This is a genomic window from Paraburkholderia fungorum, assembly GCF_900099835.1.
Lineage (GTDB): Bacteria > Pseudomonadota > Gammaproteobacteria > Burkholderiales > Burkholderiaceae > Paraburkholderia > Paraburkholderia fungorum_A.
This window is the reverse complement of record NZ_FNKP01000002.1, coordinates 1,160,303-1,178,446: the sequence shown is the minus strand read 5'-3', so window position 1 is coordinate 1,178,446 and position 18,144 is coordinate 1,160,303. Positions and strand designations below refer to the sequence as shown.

General features: G+C 62.8%; 17 protein-coding genes. 6 read left to right on the top strand and 11 right to left on the bottom strand.

What is annotated here, in order from left to right; all coding sequences use genetic code 11:
* Nucleotides 1–139: 139 nt before the first annotated feature.
* The gene (locus BLS41_RS21220) at nucleotides 140–1,363 is read right to left on the bottom strand and encodes an acyl-CoA dehydrogenase family protein (RefSeq protein WP_074768369.1); all 1,224 of its coding nucleotides are present in this window, start codon (nucleotides 1,361–1,363) and stop codon (nucleotides 140–142) included.
* Nucleotides 1,364–1,437: 74 nt separating this feature from the next.
* Complete coding sequence (locus BLS41_RS21215; protein ID WP_074768367.1) at nucleotides 1,438–2,211, bottom strand: SDR family oxidoreductase; 774 nt, start codon at nucleotides 2,209–2,211, stop codon at nucleotides 1,438–1,440.
* A 264-nt stretch (nucleotides 2,212–2,475) separates the two neighbouring features.
* On the opposite strand from BLS41_RS21215, the gene BLS41_RS21210 reads away from it, so the two are divergent.
* Entirely contained in the window at nucleotides 2,476–4,281 is a 1,806-nt protein-coding gene (locus BLS41_RS21210) for an acyl-CoA dehydrogenase (RefSeq protein ID WP_074768365.1), read from the top strand.
* Between the two features lie 15 nt (nucleotides 4,282–4,296).
* On the opposite strand, the gene BLS41_RS21205 is transcribed toward BLS41_RS21210, so the two are convergent.
* Nucleotides 4,297–5,082, bottom strand: a complete 786-nt coding sequence (locus tag BLS41_RS21205) for an IclR family transcriptional regulator (protein WP_074771090.1) — start codon at nucleotides 5,080–5,082, stop codon at nucleotides 4,297–4,299.
* Nucleotides 5,083–5,525: 443 nt separating this feature from the next.
* Between BLS41_RS21205 and BLS41_RS21200 the strand changes: the two genes are divergently transcribed.
* On the top strand, nucleotides 5,526–5,900 hold the full coding sequence (locus BLS41_RS21200; RefSeq protein ID WP_074768363.1) for a BON domain-containing protein: 375 nt from the start codon (nucleotides 5,526–5,528) through the stop codon (nucleotides 5,898–5,900).
* A 148-nt stretch (nucleotides 5,901–6,048) separates the two neighbouring features.
* On the opposite strand, the gene BLS41_RS21195 is transcribed toward BLS41_RS21200, so the two are convergent.
* Nucleotides 6,049–6,618, bottom strand: a complete 570-nt coding sequence (locus BLS41_RS21195) for a helix-turn-helix domain-containing protein (protein WP_074768361.1) — start codon at nucleotides 6,616–6,618, stop codon at nucleotides 6,049–6,051.
* Nucleotides 6,619–6,871: 253 nt separating this feature from the next.
* Here BLS41_RS21195 and BLS41_RS21190 point away from each other — a divergent pair, with 253 nt between their 5' ends.
* From BLS41_RS21190 to BLS41_RS21180, 3 genes are all read left to right on the top strand, one after another.
* Nucleotides 6,872–8,254 (top strand): LLM class flavin-dependent oxidoreductase, encoded by a 1,383-nt coding sequence (locus tag BLS41_RS21190; protein ID WP_074768359.1) that lies wholly within the window; start codon nucleotides 6,872–6,874, stop codon nucleotides 8,252–8,254.
* A 47-nt stretch (nucleotides 8,255–8,301) separates the two neighbouring features.
* Nucleotides 8,302–8,823, top strand: coding sequence for a flavin reductase (locus BLS41_RS21185; RefSeq protein ID WP_074768357.1), 522 nt, complete (start codon nucleotides 8,302–8,304; stop codon nucleotides 8,821–8,823).
* Nucleotides 8,824–9,487: 664 nt separating this feature from the next.
* Nucleotides 9,488–10,570 (top strand): ATP-binding protein, encoded by a 1,083-nt coding sequence (locus BLS41_RS21180; RefSeq protein ID WP_171910284.1) that lies wholly within the window; start codon nucleotides 9,488–9,490, stop codon nucleotides 10,568–10,570.
* Between the two features lie 62 nt (nucleotides 10,571–10,632).
* On the opposite strand, the gene BLS41_RS21175 is transcribed toward BLS41_RS21180, so the two are convergent.
* The 7 genes from BLS41_RS21175 to BLS41_RS39100 form a co-directional block, all read right to left on the bottom strand.
* Complete coding sequence (locus BLS41_RS21175) at nucleotides 10,633–11,781, bottom strand: DUF1501 domain-containing protein (RefSeq protein ID WP_074768353.1); 1,149 nt, start codon at nucleotides 11,779–11,781, stop codon at nucleotides 10,633–10,635.
* Nucleotides 11,782–12,018: 237 nt separating this feature from the next.
* Complete coding sequence (locus BLS41_RS21165; RefSeq protein WP_074768351.1) at nucleotides 12,019–13,581, bottom strand: DUF1800 domain-containing protein; 1,563 nt, start codon at nucleotides 13,579–13,581, stop codon at nucleotides 12,019–12,021.
* 73 nt (nucleotides 13,582–13,654) lie between these two features.
* Nucleotides 13,655–14,182 carry a periplasmic heavy metal sensor gene (locus tag BLS41_RS21160; RefSeq protein WP_074768349.1) on the bottom strand — a complete coding sequence of 176 codons (528 nt, stop codon included), beginning with the start codon at nucleotides 14,180–14,182 and terminating at the stop codon, nucleotides 13,655–13,657.
* Nucleotides 14,179–14,622 carry a hypothetical protein gene (locus tag BLS41_RS21155; RefSeq protein WP_074768347.1) on the bottom strand — a complete coding sequence of 148 codons (444 nt, stop codon included), beginning with the start codon at nucleotides 14,620–14,622 and terminating at the stop codon, nucleotides 14,179–14,181. Before BLS41_RS21155 ends, BLS41_RS21160 begins: the two co-directional genes overlap by 4 nt.
* A complete protein-coding gene (locus tag BLS41_RS21150; RefSeq protein ID WP_436972041.1) occupies nucleotides 14,619–15,194 on the bottom strand; it encodes an RNA polymerase sigma factor in 576 nt (191 codons plus the stop codon). Before BLS41_RS21150 ends, BLS41_RS21155 begins: the two co-directional genes overlap by 4 nt.
* A 391-nt stretch (nucleotides 15,195–15,585) precedes the next feature.
* The gene (locus tag BLS41_RS21145) at nucleotides 15,586–15,906 is read right to left on the bottom strand and encodes a YXWGXW repeat-containing protein (protein WP_074768345.1); all 321 of its coding nucleotides are present in this window, start codon (nucleotides 15,904–15,906) and stop codon (nucleotides 15,586–15,588) included.
* A 50-nt stretch (nucleotides 15,907–15,956) separates the two neighbouring features.
* Nucleotides 15,957–16,427 (bottom strand): hypothetical protein, encoded by a 471-nt coding sequence (locus BLS41_RS39100; RefSeq protein WP_171910251.1) that lies wholly within the window; start codon nucleotides 16,425–16,427, stop codon nucleotides 15,957–15,959.
* On the opposite strand from BLS41_RS39100, the gene BLS41_RS21135 reads away from it, so the two are divergent.
* Nucleotides 16,327–18,102, top strand: a complete 1,776-nt coding sequence (locus BLS41_RS21135; protein WP_074768341.1) for a phospholipase C — start codon at nucleotides 16,327–16,329, stop codon at nucleotides 18,100–18,102. The two genes, BLS41_RS39100 and BLS41_RS21135, sit on opposite strands and share 101 nt — an antisense overlap.
* The last annotated feature ends 42 nt before the right edge of the window (nucleotides 18,103–18,144 follow it).

Genomic DNA, 18,144 nt, shown 5'->3' with positions numbered 1-18,144 from the left:
GTATCGCGTCTCCTTTGTCGGTCCTAGTTAGCGCTTTGGCGCTTACTAGGACCCCATGCAAAGCTGTCGACCAGAGTTAGCGCTTTAGCGCTTACTCTGATCCCATGCAAAGCTGTCATTCACAACATCTCGCAAACCTTCACCGCCCCAGATACCGCCCAAGTTCCATGCTCGCAATCGCATTGCGATGCACTTCATCGGGACCATCCGCAAACCGCAACGTGCGCGAACTCGCATACGCGCGCGCGAGACCGAAGTCGTCGCTGACCGCGCCGCCACCATGCACCTGCATCGCCCAGTCGATCACCTGACAAGCCATGCTGGGCGCCGCCACCTTGATCATCGCGATCTCCTGGCGCGCGTCCTTATTGCCCACCGTGTCCATCTTGTACGCAGCGTTGAGCACCAGAAAACGCGTCTGGTCGATCATGATCCGGGCACTGGCGATCCGCTCGCGCGTCACGCCCTGATCTGCGATGGGCTTGCCGAACGCCACACGATCCAGCGAACGGCGGCACATCGCTTCCAGTGCGCGCTCCGCACGTCCGATCAAGCGCATGCAGTGATGAATGCGCCCTGGCCCAAGCCGTCCTTGAGCGATTTCAAAGCCGCGTCCCTCGCCGAGCAGCATGTTGCTCGCGGGCACGCGCACGTTTTCGAAGGCGATTTCGGCGTGACCATGCGGTGCGTCGTCGTAACCGAATACCGGCAGATGACGCAGCACATTCACGCCCGGCGTGTCCCTCGGCACCAGGATCATCGATTGCTGCTGATGCCGGTTCGGATGATCCGGATTGGACTTGCCCATGAAGATCAGAATCTTGCAGCGCGGATCGTTCGCGCCCGAGGTCCACCACTTGCGGCCGTTCAGCACGTAGTGGTCGCCGTCACGCTCGATGCGTGCCTCGATATTGGTCGCATCCGACGAAGCCACCTCAGGTTCCGTCATCGCGAACGCGGAACGGATCGTGCCGTCGAGCAGCGGCAACAGCCATTGCTGCTGTTGCTCGGGCGTCGCGTAACGCACCAGCGTTTCCATGTTGCCGGTGTCGGGCGCGGAACAGTTGAACGGCTCCGCGCCGATATGCGAGCGCCCCATGATTTCGCACAGCGGCGCATATTCGAGATTCGTGAGCCCCGCGCCGTATTTCGATTCGGGCAGGAACAGGTTCCACAAATCGGCGGCCTTCGCCTTCTCTTTCAGTTCCTCGATGATCGGCGCGGGCTGCCAGCGGTTGCCGGATTCGCGCGCCGCATCCATCTGTGCTTCGAAAACCGCTTCGGCCGGATAGACGTAGTCGTCCATGAAAGCGTTCAGGCGCTTCTGCAAACTCTTGACCTTCTCCGAGTACTCAAAATTCACGCGGCGTCTCCTTGATTTTTATCGATGAACGCAGCGCACTGATTGCGCTGCGCTTCGCAATGGCACGCGCTCACTCAGACGATGATCGAACCTCCGTCGACCGCGACATACTGGCCCGTGACGTGGCGCGACGCTTCGCTCGCGAGAAACACCACCGGTCCTTTCAGATCTTCGTCGCCGCCCAGACGTTGCAACGGCGTGCGCTCGACGATCGTGTCGCCGAGTTTGTCGAGCAGGCCTTCCGACATTTTCGACGGGAAAAACCCGGGGCAGATTGCATTGACGTTGATGTTGTACTTGCCCCATTCCGCCGCGAGCGCGCGCGTGAAATTGATCGCCGCGGCCTTTGATGTGTTGTAGGCAATCGTGTTCATGCCGGGGGGCGAGCCCTTCAATCCGGCCACCGAAGCGACGTTGATGATCTTGCCCGCGCGGCGCGGAATCATGCTGCGCTTGCCCACTTCGCGCGCGAGGAAAAACGGCGCGTTGACATTCAGGTTCATCACCTTGTGCCACGCTTCATCGGGATACTCTTCGGCGGGCGAACCCCACGTCGCGCCCGCGTTATTCACCAGAATGTCGATGCGCCCATGCACGCCCAGCACTTCATCGACGAGACCGGGAATACCCTCGAAACGCTGCAGGTCGTTCACCACCGTCTGCACTTCGATGCCCCGCGCCTGCAGATGCGTTTTCGCTTCGGCGAGTTCGCCCGACTTGCGTGCGGTGATGGCCACCCGGCAGCCCATCTCGCCGAGCGCTTCGGCCATTTGCAGGCCGAGTCCGCGCGACCCTCCCGTGATCAATGCCACCTTGCCGTCCAGTTGAAACAGGTCTTTTACAGACATTCGTCGCTCCTCCAGTTGTTCCGCTATGCAGATTTGGATTCCATATTTTTCACCCATCATACGTGCCGGAATTCGGCGTGTAAATAAAAGCACGCTCATTCACTTTCGTTATAAACTGGCACGCATCATCGATGGAATGGTCATCGGGACTTACCCGAATACCGCACTTTTCAAACGGGTTATGCAGGCACTTCAACGAGCTTTCGCGCTACGTTTAAGCGAGCTGTTCTGCATAGCGGCTTACTTTTGGACGGATCTTTTCCCATGCAAGATGCGCTGATCATCAATTCGCGTGATCTGGATTTCCAGCTGTTCGAAGTGCTCGACGCCGAGGCGCTCACGCAGCGCGCGCGTCATGCCGACCACAGCCGCGAAACGTTCAATGCGGCGCTCGAAACCGCGCATGCGGTGGCCGTCGAAAAATTCGCGACGCACAACCGTCTGCTCGATGAGCACGAACCGCAATTCGACGGTCAGCGGGTCACGCTGCCGCTCGAAGTGAAAGAAGCACTCGACGCGTTGCGCGCCACCGGTTTTCTCGCAGCGGGCAAAGATTACGAATATGGCGGGATGCAGTTGCCGTCGCTGATTTCGTTTGCGTGCCTGTCGTTGTTCAAGAGCGCGAACATCGCGACCTCCTCTTACGCGATGCTGACCACGGCGAATGCGAACGTGATCGAACGCTTTGGCAGCGCATCGCAAAAGCGCAAGTATTTGCAGGCGTTATTCGAAGGCCGCACGTTCGGCACGATGGCGCTGACCGAACCGCAGGCGGGTTCGAGCCTGTCCGATCTCGTCACGAGTGCAACGCCGAATCCCGACGGCACCTATTCGATTCGCGGCAACAAGATTTTCATTTCCGCCGGCGACCACGAGTTGAGCGAGAACATCGTTCACCTGGTACTCGCGCGTATTCCGGGCGGCCCGCCCGGAGTCAAAGGCATCTCGCTGTTCACGGTGCCGAAGTATCACGTCAACGACGACGGCAGCCGCGGTGCGCGCAACGATGTCGCGCTCGCGGGGCTGATCCACAAGATGGGTTGGCGCGGCACGACATCGACCATGCTGTCGTTCGGCGAACATGGCGAATGCATCGGTGAGCTGATCGGCGAACCGCATCAGGGCCTCGCCTACATGTTCCATATGATGAACGAAGCGCGTATCGGCGTCGGTCTCGGCGCGGTGATGCTCGGCTATCGTGGCTATCTGGCGTCGCTCGATTACGCGCGCGAACGGCCGCAAGGACGTCATCCGACCAACAAGAACCCGCTCGATCCGCAATTGCCGCTGATCGAACACGCCGACGTGCGACGCATGCTGCTAGCACAAAAGGCCTATGTAGAAGGGGCTTACGCGCTGTGCCTGTATGCGGCGCGTCTGGTCGACGAACAGAAAACCGGCGAGAGCGAAACCGCGCGCGGCGAAGCGGGCCTGCTACTCGATCTGCTGACGCCCGTGGTCAAATCGTGGCCGTCGCAATGGTGTCTCGAAGCGAATAGCCTGGCGATCCAGATTCATGGCGGCTATGGCTACACGCGCGAATACCCGGTCGAACAGTTCTATCGCGACAACCGCCTGAACATGATTCACGAAGGCACGCACGGCATTCAGGCAATCGATCTGCTGGGCCGTAAGGTAGTGATGAAACAGGGGGCCGCGCTTGAATTGCTCGGGCGTGAAATACGCGAGACGATCAACAACGCGCGCAGCCACGCGCCATTACATGCTTACGCAGAAGCACTTGAAGGAACATGGCGTGATCTCACTGCGACTGTAGAAGCTCTATTGCCGACGCTCGCCAGCGACACCGGGCGCGCGCTCGCGAACGCGAACGCGTTTCTCGAAGCATTCGGTCATATCGTGATGGCGTGGACGTGGTTGAAGCAGGCCGTGGTGGCAAACGCCGCTCAACCCCATGCGAAAAGCGACGCGGATAAAGACTTCTACAGCGGCAAACTGCACGCGTGCCAGTGGTTTTTCCGTTGGGAATTGCCGCGCGTCGCGCTGATGCTCGCGACGCTCCGCCGTCTCGACGACACCACGCTCAACATGGCGCCGCAGTGGTTCTAGCCGGAAGCTCGCCGCTCAATGCGACAGCGCGGTTTCGAGTTGGGTCACGACATCGATCAGTCGTGGCCTGACTTCTTCAAGCAGAAATTCTTTCGAAAGCTTGAACGAAGGACCGCCCACGTTGATCGCCATAATCGGCAATTCGCCGCCCGGCTGGAAAGCGCGTGCAATGCCGTTCACGTCTTTCTGCCAGTCGCCGAATGAAGTCGTGACGCCAAGCGTCTGGTATTCGTCGAGCGCCTTTTCGATTCCGCGACGTGTTTTCGGCCATGCAATATGGTCCAGTTCGCGCACCTGCTCCATGAAGCTGAGCCGGTCGTGTTCAGGAATCGCCGCGAGCCACGCGCGGCCAATCGCTGATGTCGCGACCGGAATGCGCGAGCCGACTTCGAGCGTCAACGTGAGCGCGACCGAGCCACGGCAATTTTCCACGTAGATCATCGAGAGCCGGTCGCGCGTGCCCAACGAAACCGTCGCGCCGGAAATATCGGCGAGTTCCTGCATCACGGGCCGCGCAATCTTGCGCACGTCGAGCCGCGCGAGCATCGCGCTGCCCAGCGCGAGCGACGCCGTGCCGAGCCGGTACTTGCCGCTCTCTTTCAAATGGATCAGATAGCCGAGCAGCGTCAGCGTATGAGTCAGCCGCGATACCGTCGATTTAGGCAAGCGGCAGCGCGCCGCCAGTTCCTGATTGCTCAACGATTTGTCGCCGGAACGGAAACAGGCCAGCACTTCGAGCCCGCGCGCGAGCGCCGTGACGAAATGGCGGTCGTCCTTGTGCGCTTCGTGGGCGGTTCGCATGGCGAGAACCGCGGGCGCCTTCGCGGATGAAGACGCGGCCTGCGCCGGGTCGCCGACTGCCGGGTCGCCGCTCGCGGGGGCGTCGGACTGATCCACCGTACCAGGATAATTTTTGCTCAAAACGAAACGCGCTCCCGCGAAACGGCTGTATCTGAAGGACAAACCGCAAGGTGGATTGGGGGTGATCCGGGCTGCAAAATTATAGTCCGAAATAGTGAACGTCAATCACGGGTGCTTTGCCGCGAGCTGTCACGCAATGCAACACCCGCACCGATTTTTTCAGCATTTGCGCGTTTGCTGGAGTATTGTTTAAGCGCGCCGGGAGCGCCGTAGCAACGCTCTTCTATAAGACAGGGCGTTCCTCGTGGGCGGAGACAAGCTCGCAAGCGCGCGGTTTTTTGCATGCAACGAAGCGACACCAACTTATCGAGGATGGAGAAAACGTGAAAACAGCCAATCTTTTGAAGGCGCTCGGACTTGCAATGTGCGTGGCCACCACGTCCGGCGCCTACGCCCAGGCCAGCGACGCAATGGCACCCGCCACCACGGCCGCGCCGGCGACCAATCCCAGTACCGCCATGCGCACGGGCGACCGGAAGCTGGGCCGGGACGTCCGCCGCGCTTTGTCGAGGACACAGGGATTCAACGTGTCGAACGTGTTCGTACGGGCGCGTGCCGGCGTGGTGACCTTGACGGGAACGGTGCCTGAAGGCGGCCAGATCCAGCAGGCTGGAGATGTCGCCAAGGGCGTGGCCGGTGTGAAGTCGGTGAATAACCGGATCACCCTTGGCGTGCAAGGCGGTGGCGGCGGAGGTTGAGCGGCCGGTTATCGGTCAGGGTGACGCCGCTTGCCGCGAATCTCGCGGGCAGGTGGCGTTACCTGCTGTTTCACTCACGTCGCATTCACGCCAGTGTCCTGGTATCTGGAATTTCCGCTGTCGTTCAACGTGTCATTCAACGTGTCGTTCAACGTCTCACCAGACCGACAACGTAACGGCACACGTCATCGCCCGCATTGAAAAACTCGCACTCTACCGGCGCGCCGAGTTGCAGACAATCTCCCGTTTCCAGCCGGTATTCCTGCTTGCCCTCGCGGAAATTCAGCACCCCTTGCGTCACCCATATCTGCTGATGCTGAAACACGAAAGCATCCGGTGGATAAGGCACTCTCACGCCCGCCGGCAATTCGATTTCGAGTAACTCCAGCACGCCGCCCGTAGGCGGCGATATGCGTCGCCGGATATAACCGGTTTCCGGGTCTTGCCAGATGCTCTGATCCGCGCGACGCGCGAGCCGCTCTCCGGTCTGCTCGGCCAGCGCCAGCAACGTCGACAAGGTCAGACCGAAAGCGCCCGACAGACGTCCGAGCACCGTCGCGGTCGGACTCGCCTCGCCTCTTTCGATCTTGCTGATCATCGCCTTCGACACACCCGAGCGTTCCGCCAGTTCGCTCAGCGACCAGTTTCGCGCCTCGCGCTCGGCCTTCACGCGCGACGAAATCGCCAGAGTCAGATCGACGGTAATGGATTCGGACATGGAGAGATCGTCATGGGACAAGTGAGCACCGCGAAATTATATCGAGCGAGTCGGCGTGAGTGACGGCGTCACGACGAGCACATCACGCACGCTACGCAGCGACCCTGCAATCATTAAAAGTCACGCTCATCGTCTTGCATAGTAATTTTTCGTCCACTATATTCAACGCACGAATACGACGCCACACACTGCGCAAAATCGTATTCACTGAATGGAAACCGTAAGCATTCGTCCACCTGAGCAGGAAGACACCATGCCGAAGGAAATCGTTCTCAACGCATTCGACATGAATTGCGTCGGCCACATCCAGCAAGGCATGTGGACGCATCCACGCGATCAATCGTCCCGCTATACCGACGTTCAATACTGGACCGACTACGCCCGCACGCTCGAAGCGGGTCTGTTCGACGGCATTTTTTTCGCCGATGTCGCCGGAGTCTACGACGTCTATGGCGGCAACCCGGACGCCGCGATTCGCGGCGCGGTGCAGGTGCCCGTCAACGATCCCACGCTGCTGATACCGGCCATGGCCGCCGTCACGCGTCATCTGTCGTTCGGCGTCACGTCCAATCTCACCGTCGAGCAACCGTATCTGTTCGCGCGGCGCATGTCGACACTCGATCATCTGACGCGCGGCCGGGTCGGCTGGAACATCGTCACCGGCTATCTCGACAGCGCGTCGCGTGCAATCGGCCTGACCGGTCAGATGGCACACGACGACCGCTACGACCTGGCCGACGAATACATGGAACTGGTCTACAAACTGTGGGAATGCAGTTGGGAAGATGGTGCGGTGCTGCGCGATAAAAGCCGGGGCGTCTATGCGGATGCGTCGAAAGTGCATGTGATCCATCATCACGGCAAGCAGTACCGGGTCGACGCGATGCACCTGAGCGAGCCGTCGCCGCAGCGTACGCCGGTGCTGTATCAGGCCGGTTCGTCGGCGCGCGGCAAGCGGTTTGCGGCGGCGCATGCGGAGTGCGTGTTCGTCAACGGCCAGGCGAAGCCCGCGGTGAAAAACATCGTCGACGATATTCGCGCGCACGCGTTGGCGGGCGGCCGACGCGCGGACGATATCAAGGTGCTGCTCGGTCAAACCGTCATCACCGGACGCACCGATCGCGACGCGCAGGAGAAGTTCGAGGACTACCGGCAATACGTGAGTTCCGAGGCCGCGCTCGTGCATGCGGCGGCGTCGCTCGGCATCGACTTCGCGCGTTACGACATCGACGAGCCGATCGAGACCGGCAAGAGCCAGGCGATCGTGTCGAATGTCGAAGCGATGACACGCGCCGCCGGTCCGCAATGGACCCGGCGCAAGCTGCTCGAACAGATGGTGCTCGGCAGCCGTCAGACGCCGCTGGTTGGCTCGGCCGGGCGCATTGCGGATGAACTGATCGCCTGGACCGAGGAAACCGGCGTGGACGGTTTCAATCTGTCGCGCACGGTCGCGCCCGAGTGCTTCGAAGATTTCATCGAACTGGTCGTGCCGGTTCTTCAGGAGCGTGGCGCGTATAAGCGCGCGTATCGCGACGGCACCTTGCGCGAGAAGCTGTTCGGTCACGCACGTCTGCCCGATACGCACACGGCGGCGCGATTCCGTTCGCCCCTGAGTGCGGAGAGCGCGGCGGGTTGAGTCGGTTCAACCGGGTTCAGTCGGGTTCATTCAGCACAGAGGCTCACATGCTCGAGAAAACCGCCTTTCGCGACGCCATGTCCGGACTCGGCACGGCCGTCAACATCATCACCAGCGACGGCCCGGCAGGTCTCGCGGGATGCACCGCGTCGGCAGTGTGCGGCGTCACCGACGAGCCGCCTACGCTGCTGGTCTGCATCAACCGGAGCAGCCGCAACAACGCCGCGTTTCGCACCAACGGCAGGCTCTGCGTGAACGTGCTCAATGCCGGACAGCAACCGCTCGCCGCGCATTTTGCCAATAGCGCGCTGCCGGTGGCCGAACGCTTCGCCGCCGCGCAATGGGACCGGCTCGTGACAGGCGCGCCGGTGTTGCGCGAGGCGCTGGCATCGCTCGACTGCGAGATCGAATCGGCCACCGAAGTCGGCACGCACACGGTGTTCTTCTGCGCGGTGCAGGCCACGCACACGCGTGTCGCCGGCGACGCGCTGATTTACTACGGCCGCCGTTATCATCGCGTCGGCGAGTATTCGCTGCATGCGGCGGCGCTGGCTGAATCGGCACAGTGAGCTCGCCTGGCAAGCGATGCTTGCGGTCGCCGTCGTCTATTCGCCTGTTTGCGCGCAAAGCCGGGGCGAGCTTGCACGGATTTCTCTCCCGCATTGCTCCAGTCACTTTTCAATAGCCGCGCTGCGCGCGGCGTCGATGCCGCGCCTTTGACGCCGCCCTCCTCGCAAGCCTCCTGCACAAGGCCGCAGACCGGTCTCGAGAAAACCGGCACGCTTTCATATTCGCCATGCATCCTGCATCGAGCCGATAAAATACGTAACATCTCGTAAGCAGTTGGCCGATGTCCCCCAGTATTCGCAATTTCCTGAGCCGCCCGAATCGCCGATCATTGCTTTGGCTTACGGTTGCTCATGCGAAATTTTCGCGGACGGCCGTCTCACGAAAAAAACCAGCGGAAACCCCTATACCCGATAAAGCGTGGTCCGGCGTCGCTTATGGCATTGGCATGCCCCGCGCCGGATTCATCCACTTTCGATCAGAGCCGAAGAGGAACGATTGATCAGATTGCTTCAACGAGCCATCGTATTAACCGCGATGCTGATATCGAGCATCGACTCGTACGCCGTGGCAGCGTCAATCCAGCATGCCGGCCTCGTGGATTCGTCACAGGGTCGTGCTTCGCAACTTCCGCGAGTCCAGCCGAGGTTTCGGGCGGAACGCGCGGTGCTGCGTTCGTCTTCCACTCGAACCTCGCCGTTCTCGATCGCGCCGCCAGCCGTGATGCTGGTCGACCGGGCACAGCTGGTCAGCCTGCGCGACGATATCGATCACAGTTGGACAGGCTCAGCCGATCACCGCTTTTTGCGCGCGCGTGACGCCTCACAGGACGACGCAAGCCTGTTCGACGACGACCCAGGCTATCTGTCCGCGGACAACCCGCTGATCTGTGCCGGCCTGATTCTGCTGTTGTCGGCCGCGCTCGGCCTGGCCGGAAGCTGGCTGCTCGGCCGTCCGATGCGAAACCTCGCGACGAGCTTCTGCGCAGTCGCGAGCGACAGCCGCGTCCGTCATGGCATCACGGAGAAAGGCCCGAAACGCTTGCGCGATCTCGCCCGCACATTCGACGAAATGCTGACCCGGCGTTGCCACGCCAGCGCCCAACAGTCGGCGACGCTGGCCGCGCTCGCGAAGGACCTCGAAGCGCATGCGGTCCGCCTGCGTGGAACCGCGCTGCAGATCAACGAGTGGCATAAGCGCGTTGCGCTGGTGGAAGATGTCGACCTGTTCTCGCATATCGCCACGCAGTTTGTCGAAGCAGGCGGATGCACGACGACGCCGGAGAGCGACATACCGGTGGACGCATTCATCCGTGACAGGTTCGTGTTGACCAGTTCGCTGGATGCCAGCCTTTTCAACAGCACACTCGATGCAGGCGCGGACTTCCTCCTGCCGCGCACGTTCCTCGAACGCGTGATGTCGAATCTCGTCGACAACGCGCTGGAACACGGGGTCCCGCCAATCGAGATCAAAACGTCCAGAACCCGCGACGAGTGGACCTTGAGCTTCCGCGATCATGGTGCGGGCATCAAACAGTCGGAGTTGTCGAGCGCGACATCGACTTTTGTGCGGCTGGGTTCGCCCGATAAGCACGACGATGGACGTCACTGGGGGCTGGGCCTGGCGTTGGTCAAGAAACTTGTAGCAGACGCCGGAGGACGCCTCATTCTGGGCAACCACCCCGAAGGCGGCCTGTTCGTGCGGATGGTTTTTTCCGCGACGAAAAACGCAGCGGACGGGCAGGCTTGAACGTGAGTTGAATCTGAGCGGCGGCGTCTTGACGACGGTTCACGCCACGCACGCCCTTCAACTCATGCGCGCACGACGCCGCTCAACGGCTTACCTGATCGCGTCTGCCCAAACAATGCCGTTGCCGTGCGCTGTGGATCGAGTCCAAGACTCTCGCTCGTGGTGCCCGCGATCAACGCATCGAGCGAGGTAGTCGGCTTCAGATCGCGCGCCTCATAGAGCTGATGCGCGGCCAGACCCGGCCAGTCCGCCATCACGCGCCCACCCTGCACGGAACCGCCCAGCACCATCGCGACCGACCCCGTCCCGTGATCGGTGCCGCCCGTGCCGTTCGCCGCCGCGGTCCGGCCGAATTCGGTCGCCACCAGCACCGTCGTCCTGTTCCACTGCTCTCCCATACCGTCGCGCAGCGCGCCGAGCATCGTATCGAGCGCCTTCAACTGATTCGCGAGGCGCGCATTCTGCGCACTGTGCGTGTCCCAGCCGCCAGTTTCGATCATCGCGATTCGCGGGCCGTCTTCGCGCGACAGAAAGCTCGCCGCCAGCTTGCCGAGGCTCGCCGGGTCCTGACGTGCGCCTGCATCGCCAGCAAGACCGCGCGCCGCCATCGCGGACTCCCATAGCGGGCGCAACTGCGCATCCTGATCGTAGAGTTGCGAGACCCGCGAGAGCAGATCGTCGGGCGCCTGCGGCAACGCCGAGGGCGCGTACGACGTCACCGCCGCCGTGCCGCGCAGCGCCATCGGCACGGTCGGCGCGAATGCAATCGCGTTCTCGCGGGTGGTGGGCAATTGCGCAACGAGCCGGTTCAACCAGCCGTCCTTGATCTGATACGGCGACACGCCGCCCGTCTCCAGCACGTTCTGTCCGTCGAAATGCGAGCGGTCGCGATACGGCGACGCGACCGCGTGCACGAACAGCGCCTGACGGTCCGCGTACATCGCGGCCGTCTGCTTCAGCGCCGGATGCAGGGCGAAGGTGCCGTCCAGGCGCGGTGCGTTCGACGTATCGATGGCGAGCGCGCCGCGCAAGGTCGCGTAGGCGGGTTCGGCGTACGGCACGACGATGTTCAGGCCGTCGGCGGCACCGCGCTGGATCACGAACACGAAACGGCGGTCGGTGGCGACGCTGGCGAACGCGATCTGCGGGGCGACGAGCATCGCGCCCGCTCCCGCAGCGGCGACGCTTAGAAATTGGCGGCGTGACAGCATGGTGCGGGCTCCTTTGTTTCGTGGGCTTGGGCTTGAGCTTGGGCTTGGGCTTGGGCTTGGGCTTGGGCTTGGGCTTGGGCTTGGGCTTGGGCTTGGGCTTGGGCTTGGGCTTGGGCTTGGGCTTGGGCTTGGGCTTGGGCTTGGGCTTGGGCTTGGGCTTGGGCTTGGGCTTCGGCTTCGGCTTCGGCTTCGGCTTCGGCTTCGGCTTCGGCTTCGGCTTCGGCTTCCAGTTTCGATTTACCGCCGCTGAAAATCCGGCGACACCAGCAACAGCGCAATCGCCGTCGAAGCGCTTTCCGCTCGCGACACCGCCGTCGCCGTCGATTCGCTCAACGATCCCGCCAGCAAGGTCTGTCCGAGCGAGCGGGCATCGAGCCGGTCGCCGACGCGCGCCGCGAAACGCTGCGCCACTTCGACCCGCCGCACGAGCGCGTCGGGCGCGGCCCAGCTGGCGGCGATATCGTCGTATCCGGCGGGCGAACCGGGACGCCACACCGGTTGTCCGAGCTGCGTGAAAACCGGCGCGCTCTGCAGATTGCCGAGGTCTTGCCAGCCGAGTCCGCGCATCGACGAAATGGTCCATTCCCACGGTGTCTTGAACTTCACCGCAGTCGGCGACCAGGTTTGCGGCATGTCGATCAGCGCGCGGTACACGCTCGGCAAGTCGCCGCCGCTGCGCTCGAATACGCTGGCGAGATGCGCGCTCGCATCCGGCGACGGGTTGTCGGCGATAAAGTGACGGGCCAGCTTGCCGCCAATATGCTGCGCAGTGGCGGGCGCGCGCGCGAGGTCGTGCAGGATCGCGAGCGCCTGCTGTTCGCCCGGCTGATCGTAGGTGCGCCCCATGATGTTGCGCGAGCCCGGCTCGTGCAGCGCGGCTCGAAAGACAAAGGTACCAGGTTCGCCGTTTGGCTGGACGAAACGTCTTGCCGCGTTGTCCGCGCCTGCCTGCAGGTTGGCCGAAGCGTTGGCCGAAGCATTGGATAAACCATTGGCCGGATTAGCCGCCAGGCTCCAGCCGGTCAGCGCGCGAGCGAACTCGGTGACGTCCTCCTGGCTATAGCCGCTGCGCACGCCGAGCGTATGCAACTCCATGATTTCGCGCGCCAGGTTTTCGTTCAGACCGCGCTTGTGCTCAGGATCGCGTTGCGCCGCGCGCAGCGCCGCCACGCTGTCCGGTCCGACCGAACGCGTCTGGTCGAGAAACAGTTGCATCGCCGGATGACGCTCGACCGCGACCAGCATGTCTTCGAAACGGCCAAGCACGTGTGGGCGGATCGCTTCCGCTTCGAATGAACCGGCCAGCACCGCCACGCCCGGCTTTTCCGTCGACACCGCGAAGTGATTGGCCCAGAAATGCACCAGCCTTTCGACGAACGGCGTCGGGGTAGTCAACGCGCTCACGACCCGCGCATTGACCGAGGCGCGATACCGGTCGACGATTTCACCGCGCATTGCCTTGCGTTCGACCTGGGTCGCAGACTGTGATGCGGCCTTGGCATCAGGCTGCGGACCGCCCGACCCAGCGCCCGGCGAGACAGACTGCGCATTAGCCTGCGCGCCCCCCGTCCCCTTGCTCTCGCGCGCCTGCTTCAACTCCATGCGCATCTGCGCGAGTTCGACCGACAACGTGGCCGAGTCAGGCTGCCCCGCCCACGCGGCCGGCCGCGGCTGATACTGGTCGAATTGCGCAAGCAGCCACGCTTTCGGATCGGCGGGCGGCGTCTCGCCGGCTCGCGCGCCGAGGCCGAAACGGTTCAACGCAATCGTCGCGGCGTTCAGGTTCGGTGAGTTGGCCATACCATCCTCGTCGGCATCGGATAGTCTTTAAACGGCCGCCCGACGACAATCCGTCGCCGGCGTCCGCGTTTTTTCATTCCCCCGACGTTTCACTCGACGCCTGTTTTCTTGCCTGCGCTTTCGCATTCGCCGCCGGCGCCGTTTCGCGCCACTGTCCGCGTAACTTCAGGCTGTCGGCGAATTCGACGCGCTCCTCGGGCGACAGGGTCGCCGCGAAATCCGCGACGCTGCCTTCCACCTTCGCGCGCAGATTACTGTCGGCGGCACGTGTGCGGGCAAGCGCGGCATCCAGCGCCGCGCGATCCAGTTGCGGCGCGGCCAGCAAGCGCAATACTTCGCGCCGCCCTTCACGGCCCTCGCGGGCAAATTGCCGCCCGTCGCGACGCGCGTCTTTCAGGCCGTCTATAAAAGCCTGCTGCTTCTCCGCCGACAGCGGCTGCGCGGCGAAGCGCAGCGCGCGCTGCTGGGCCAGCACCTGCGCGGGCGTGTTCGCGCGATGCGCCGCGAACCATTGATAAGCGCCGCCGGCAATCGCGCCAAGCAAAAAGACGTTGAGCACCAGCGACACCGCCAGCACGATTTTCCACGAGCGGCCGTTCATTCTCCGCTCCAGTCGGCTGACGTTCCGCCGAAACTCGAAGTCAGATACGACGATTCGTACGCGTCGTGGATGGGCGGCACCGTCTCCGTCAAGACGAAAAACGACACCGCGAACGCACCGGCCACGCCGCCGAGCAGTCCGACGCCGGCCACCGCCGCGCCGGACCACCAGAGCCGCCGGCGCGTAGCAGGTTGCCGGGCTTGCCGCGGTTGCCGCACCGGCGCACTGCCGATCACGCGCTGCTGTAAAGCGACACTCGGCGGATCGACCTTGTCGGCGGCGAGGAATGCGTCGAGGGCGGCGGCATCGGCGAGCACGGCATCGGCCTGTTCGCGATGCCGTTGCGCCCATGCCTGCGCCGCCGCGCGTTCGTGGGACGGCCAGCGGCGCGGATCGGCACCGTAGGCCTCGACGATCTGATGAAATCTTTCGGGCGTCATGACTTGTCCTTGCTAAGGCCGCTGCCGGCCAGTTGTGCGCGCAGATTGCGGCGCGCGCGGGCCAGCAGACTTTCCAGCGCATCGACCGTGACGCCCATCAGCGCGGCGGCGTCGAGGTTCGACATTTCCTGGTAATAGGTCAACACGAGCGCCTCGCGTTGCCGCGCCGGCAACGCGGCAAGCGCCTCACGCACGCGCGCGTCCTGCGCGCGCGCTTCGAGACGGGCGTCGGGCGGCGCGGCGGGATCGGCTTCGTCAGGCATCTCGTCGTGCGGATCTTCGCGCCGGCCTCGCAGCCGGTCATAGCAAAGGTTGAGCGCCACGCGATGCACCCACGTGTCGAATTTCGCGTCGCCTTCGCGCCAGCGCGACGCCTGCTTCCAGATGCGCACGAACACTTCCTGCGCGACGTCTTCCGCGTCCATCCGGTCGCCGAGCATGCGCATGGCGAGCGACAGCAAACGCGGCAGCTTGCGCGCGACGAGCGTACGCACGGCCACCGGGTCCTGACGGCCGATCTGTTCCAGCAATTCCGCGTCGGGGTCGCGTTCGCTCAACGGACGACGCTCCACGACGTGTGCGTCGACGCATGCATCGACAGATGCCTCGACGCGCACGTCATCGCATCCCGCCATGCGCAGACGCGCACAACACGCCGCACAACCGGCGCGCCGCGAGCGGACCGCGCCGCTGTCGCAGCAGAAAGAACCTCGTTCATCAACCGCCGCTCCCTGATCTGCCATTCACGCTGGCTTGTCTTGTCGATAGTCGCATGCGCAACGTGCCGCGGGTTGCGCATGCGACGGCTCATCGCTGTGCTCGAGCCACGTTCAATATACGACGACCGCCGGCCTGTAATAAGCCGGACGCGCCGGGTACACCACACAACCGGCGAGCGTGATCGCCAGTAGAACCACCACGAGTATTTTCATGTCAGCCTGCCTGTATCGAAGATGGGTCAAATCAGGCCCAATGCCCTTCGATCCAGCGCCAGTGAGGCCCGCGCTGCGCCCAGTGCCCCGGCACCCAGTGATAGCCGACCCGCACCGGCTGCCAGTGACCCGGCGCCCATACGTAACGGCCATGGTCCCAACGCCAGCGGCCCTGGTCCCACACATAACCGTCACGCGGCGCGGGCACCACTTCGACGCGCGGCGGCGGCGGCGCCATTGGCGCGATCACCACGGCCTGCGCGGCTGCGGACGTCGAGTCGAGCATCGTTCCGCTACCGAGCATGACGGCCAGCAAAACGCCTGCGATAGCGACGGGTTTTCTTGATGTCATGTTGATCTCTCCCATAAAAATCCGCAGCCGGAAGCGGCTCCGTTATGGCTTTAACGCAGCAGCGGCGCAAATCCGTCGCAGAAAACTGCAGGAGAAATATTTAGAAACAAAATGAAACCAATAACGCGGGCGAGATGCGCGAAACGTCCGTCCAGAGCCAAAGCGAGCAGTAATAACTTCAGCCGGAAAAACGTCGTTGTCAGCTTAATAACAGCACTAGTTATTACAACGAATGGCGATTGAGAGCCGACGTTATTTATCCGCCCCGAAACTTTAATCGGCAAAGAGTTTAATGCGCGCAGTTTTGTTGCTTGATGCAGTAAGACCATGCGCAGTTTCTCTAACAAGATCCCAGCGAATATCCCCTCGTATATCGATGGAGTCGCTGCACGGCAAAGTCGATTCTGGAGCCAGTCAAACATGTTGCGTAGAACGCTACTCCCCATCCCGTTGGCCGCGATGCTCACACTCGCTGCCTGCGGTAATAACAATGTCAGCTCGTCGGCCAGCACTGCAGCCACGGTGTCGACCCAGGACGCCGCGACGACGGCGACGCCGATCAAGCACGTCGTCGTGATCTTCGGTGAAAACGAATCGTTCGACCATTACTACGGCACCTACCCGAACGCGCAGAATCCCGACGGCGAACCGGTCTTCACTGCCGCATCGGGCACCCCGACGGTCAACGGCCTGACGACCGCGCTGCTGACGAACAACCCGACGGTCTCGAATACGGCGAACGGCACCTCGGCGATCAATCCGTTCCGTCTCGATCGCACGCAGGCGTCCACCGAGAGCCAGAACCACAGCTACACGCCGGAGCAACTCGCGGCCGACAACGGCAAGATGGATGCGTATCCCGCGAACACCGGCAACCCGTCGACGGGGACCGCCACCGAGTTCGGCAAGGCCGGTCTGGTGATGGGCTACTACGACGGCAATACCGTGACGGCGATGTGGAACTACGCGCAGCACTTCGCGATGAGCGACAACGCCTATACCGACACGTATGGTCCGTCGACACCGGGAGCGATCTCGGTCGTGTCGGGCCAGCACAACGGTGCCGTGGTGACGAGCAACGGCGCGGTGGTCGCCGGCAGCGCGACGACCAGCCCGTCGACCGACGTGGTGTATGACCTGCAAGGCGGCTGGTCGCTGATCGGCGACCTCGACCCGACCGGCGACGTGTGCACGATCAAGGCAGGCTCGACCACGACAGCGGCCATGACCTCGAAGAACATCGGCGATCTGCTGAATTCGGCCAACCTCACGTGGGGCGGCTTCATGGGCGGCTTCGACCTGACGGCCACCAACGCGAACGGCACCACGGGTTGCTCGCGCTCGACGTATTCGTCGGTGCTGGGTGCGTCCGAAAACGACTACGTGCAGCATCACGCGTGGTTCCAGTACTACACGAGCACGCAGAACCTCGCGCATACGCGGCCTTCGTCGACGGCGGAGATCGGCTATACCGATCCGCTCGACAACACGGCCACGCCGGTGCATCACCAGTACGACGTCAACGACTTCTTTACCGCCGTCAAGGCGGGCAACTTCCCGTCGGTGAGCTTCCTGAAGGCACCGGCTGTCGCCGACGCGCATCCGGGCAACTCCGATCCGCTCGACGAGCAGGCGTTCGTCACGAGCGTGGTGAACTTCCTCCAGCAGCAACCGGACTGGAAGAACACGGCGGTGATCGTGACTTACGACGATTCGGACGGCTGGTACGACCATCAGTACGCCACACCGACCACCTCATCGTTCGACTCGACCTCGGCCATGTCGACGGGTGACGGTACTTTCGTGAAAGCGGTGACGGGCGCCGACCAGCTCAACGGCGCGGGCGTGTGTAACGCCGCGGGCGCGGTGCAGGGCGTGGGCATCAACGGCGGCGCGGTGAATGGCCGCTGCGGTCCGGGTACGCGTATTCCGTTCGTCGTGATCTCGCCGTATGCGAAGGCCAATTACGTCGACAGCACCGACCTGATCACGCAGTCCTCGGTGGTTCGCTTCATCGAAGACAACTGGCTCAGCGGCACGCGTATCGGTCAGGGTTCGAACGATGCGAACGCCGGCAGCATCATGGGCATGTTCGACTTCACCAAGACCACGCCGAATGCGGCGCTGTATCTGGATTCGAACCTGGGGACGGCACTGACCACCGCACCGGCTGCGATTACGACACCGTCGCTCTAAACGAAACGTCAGAGCATCGACAGGCGTCCCGACCGCGTTCAG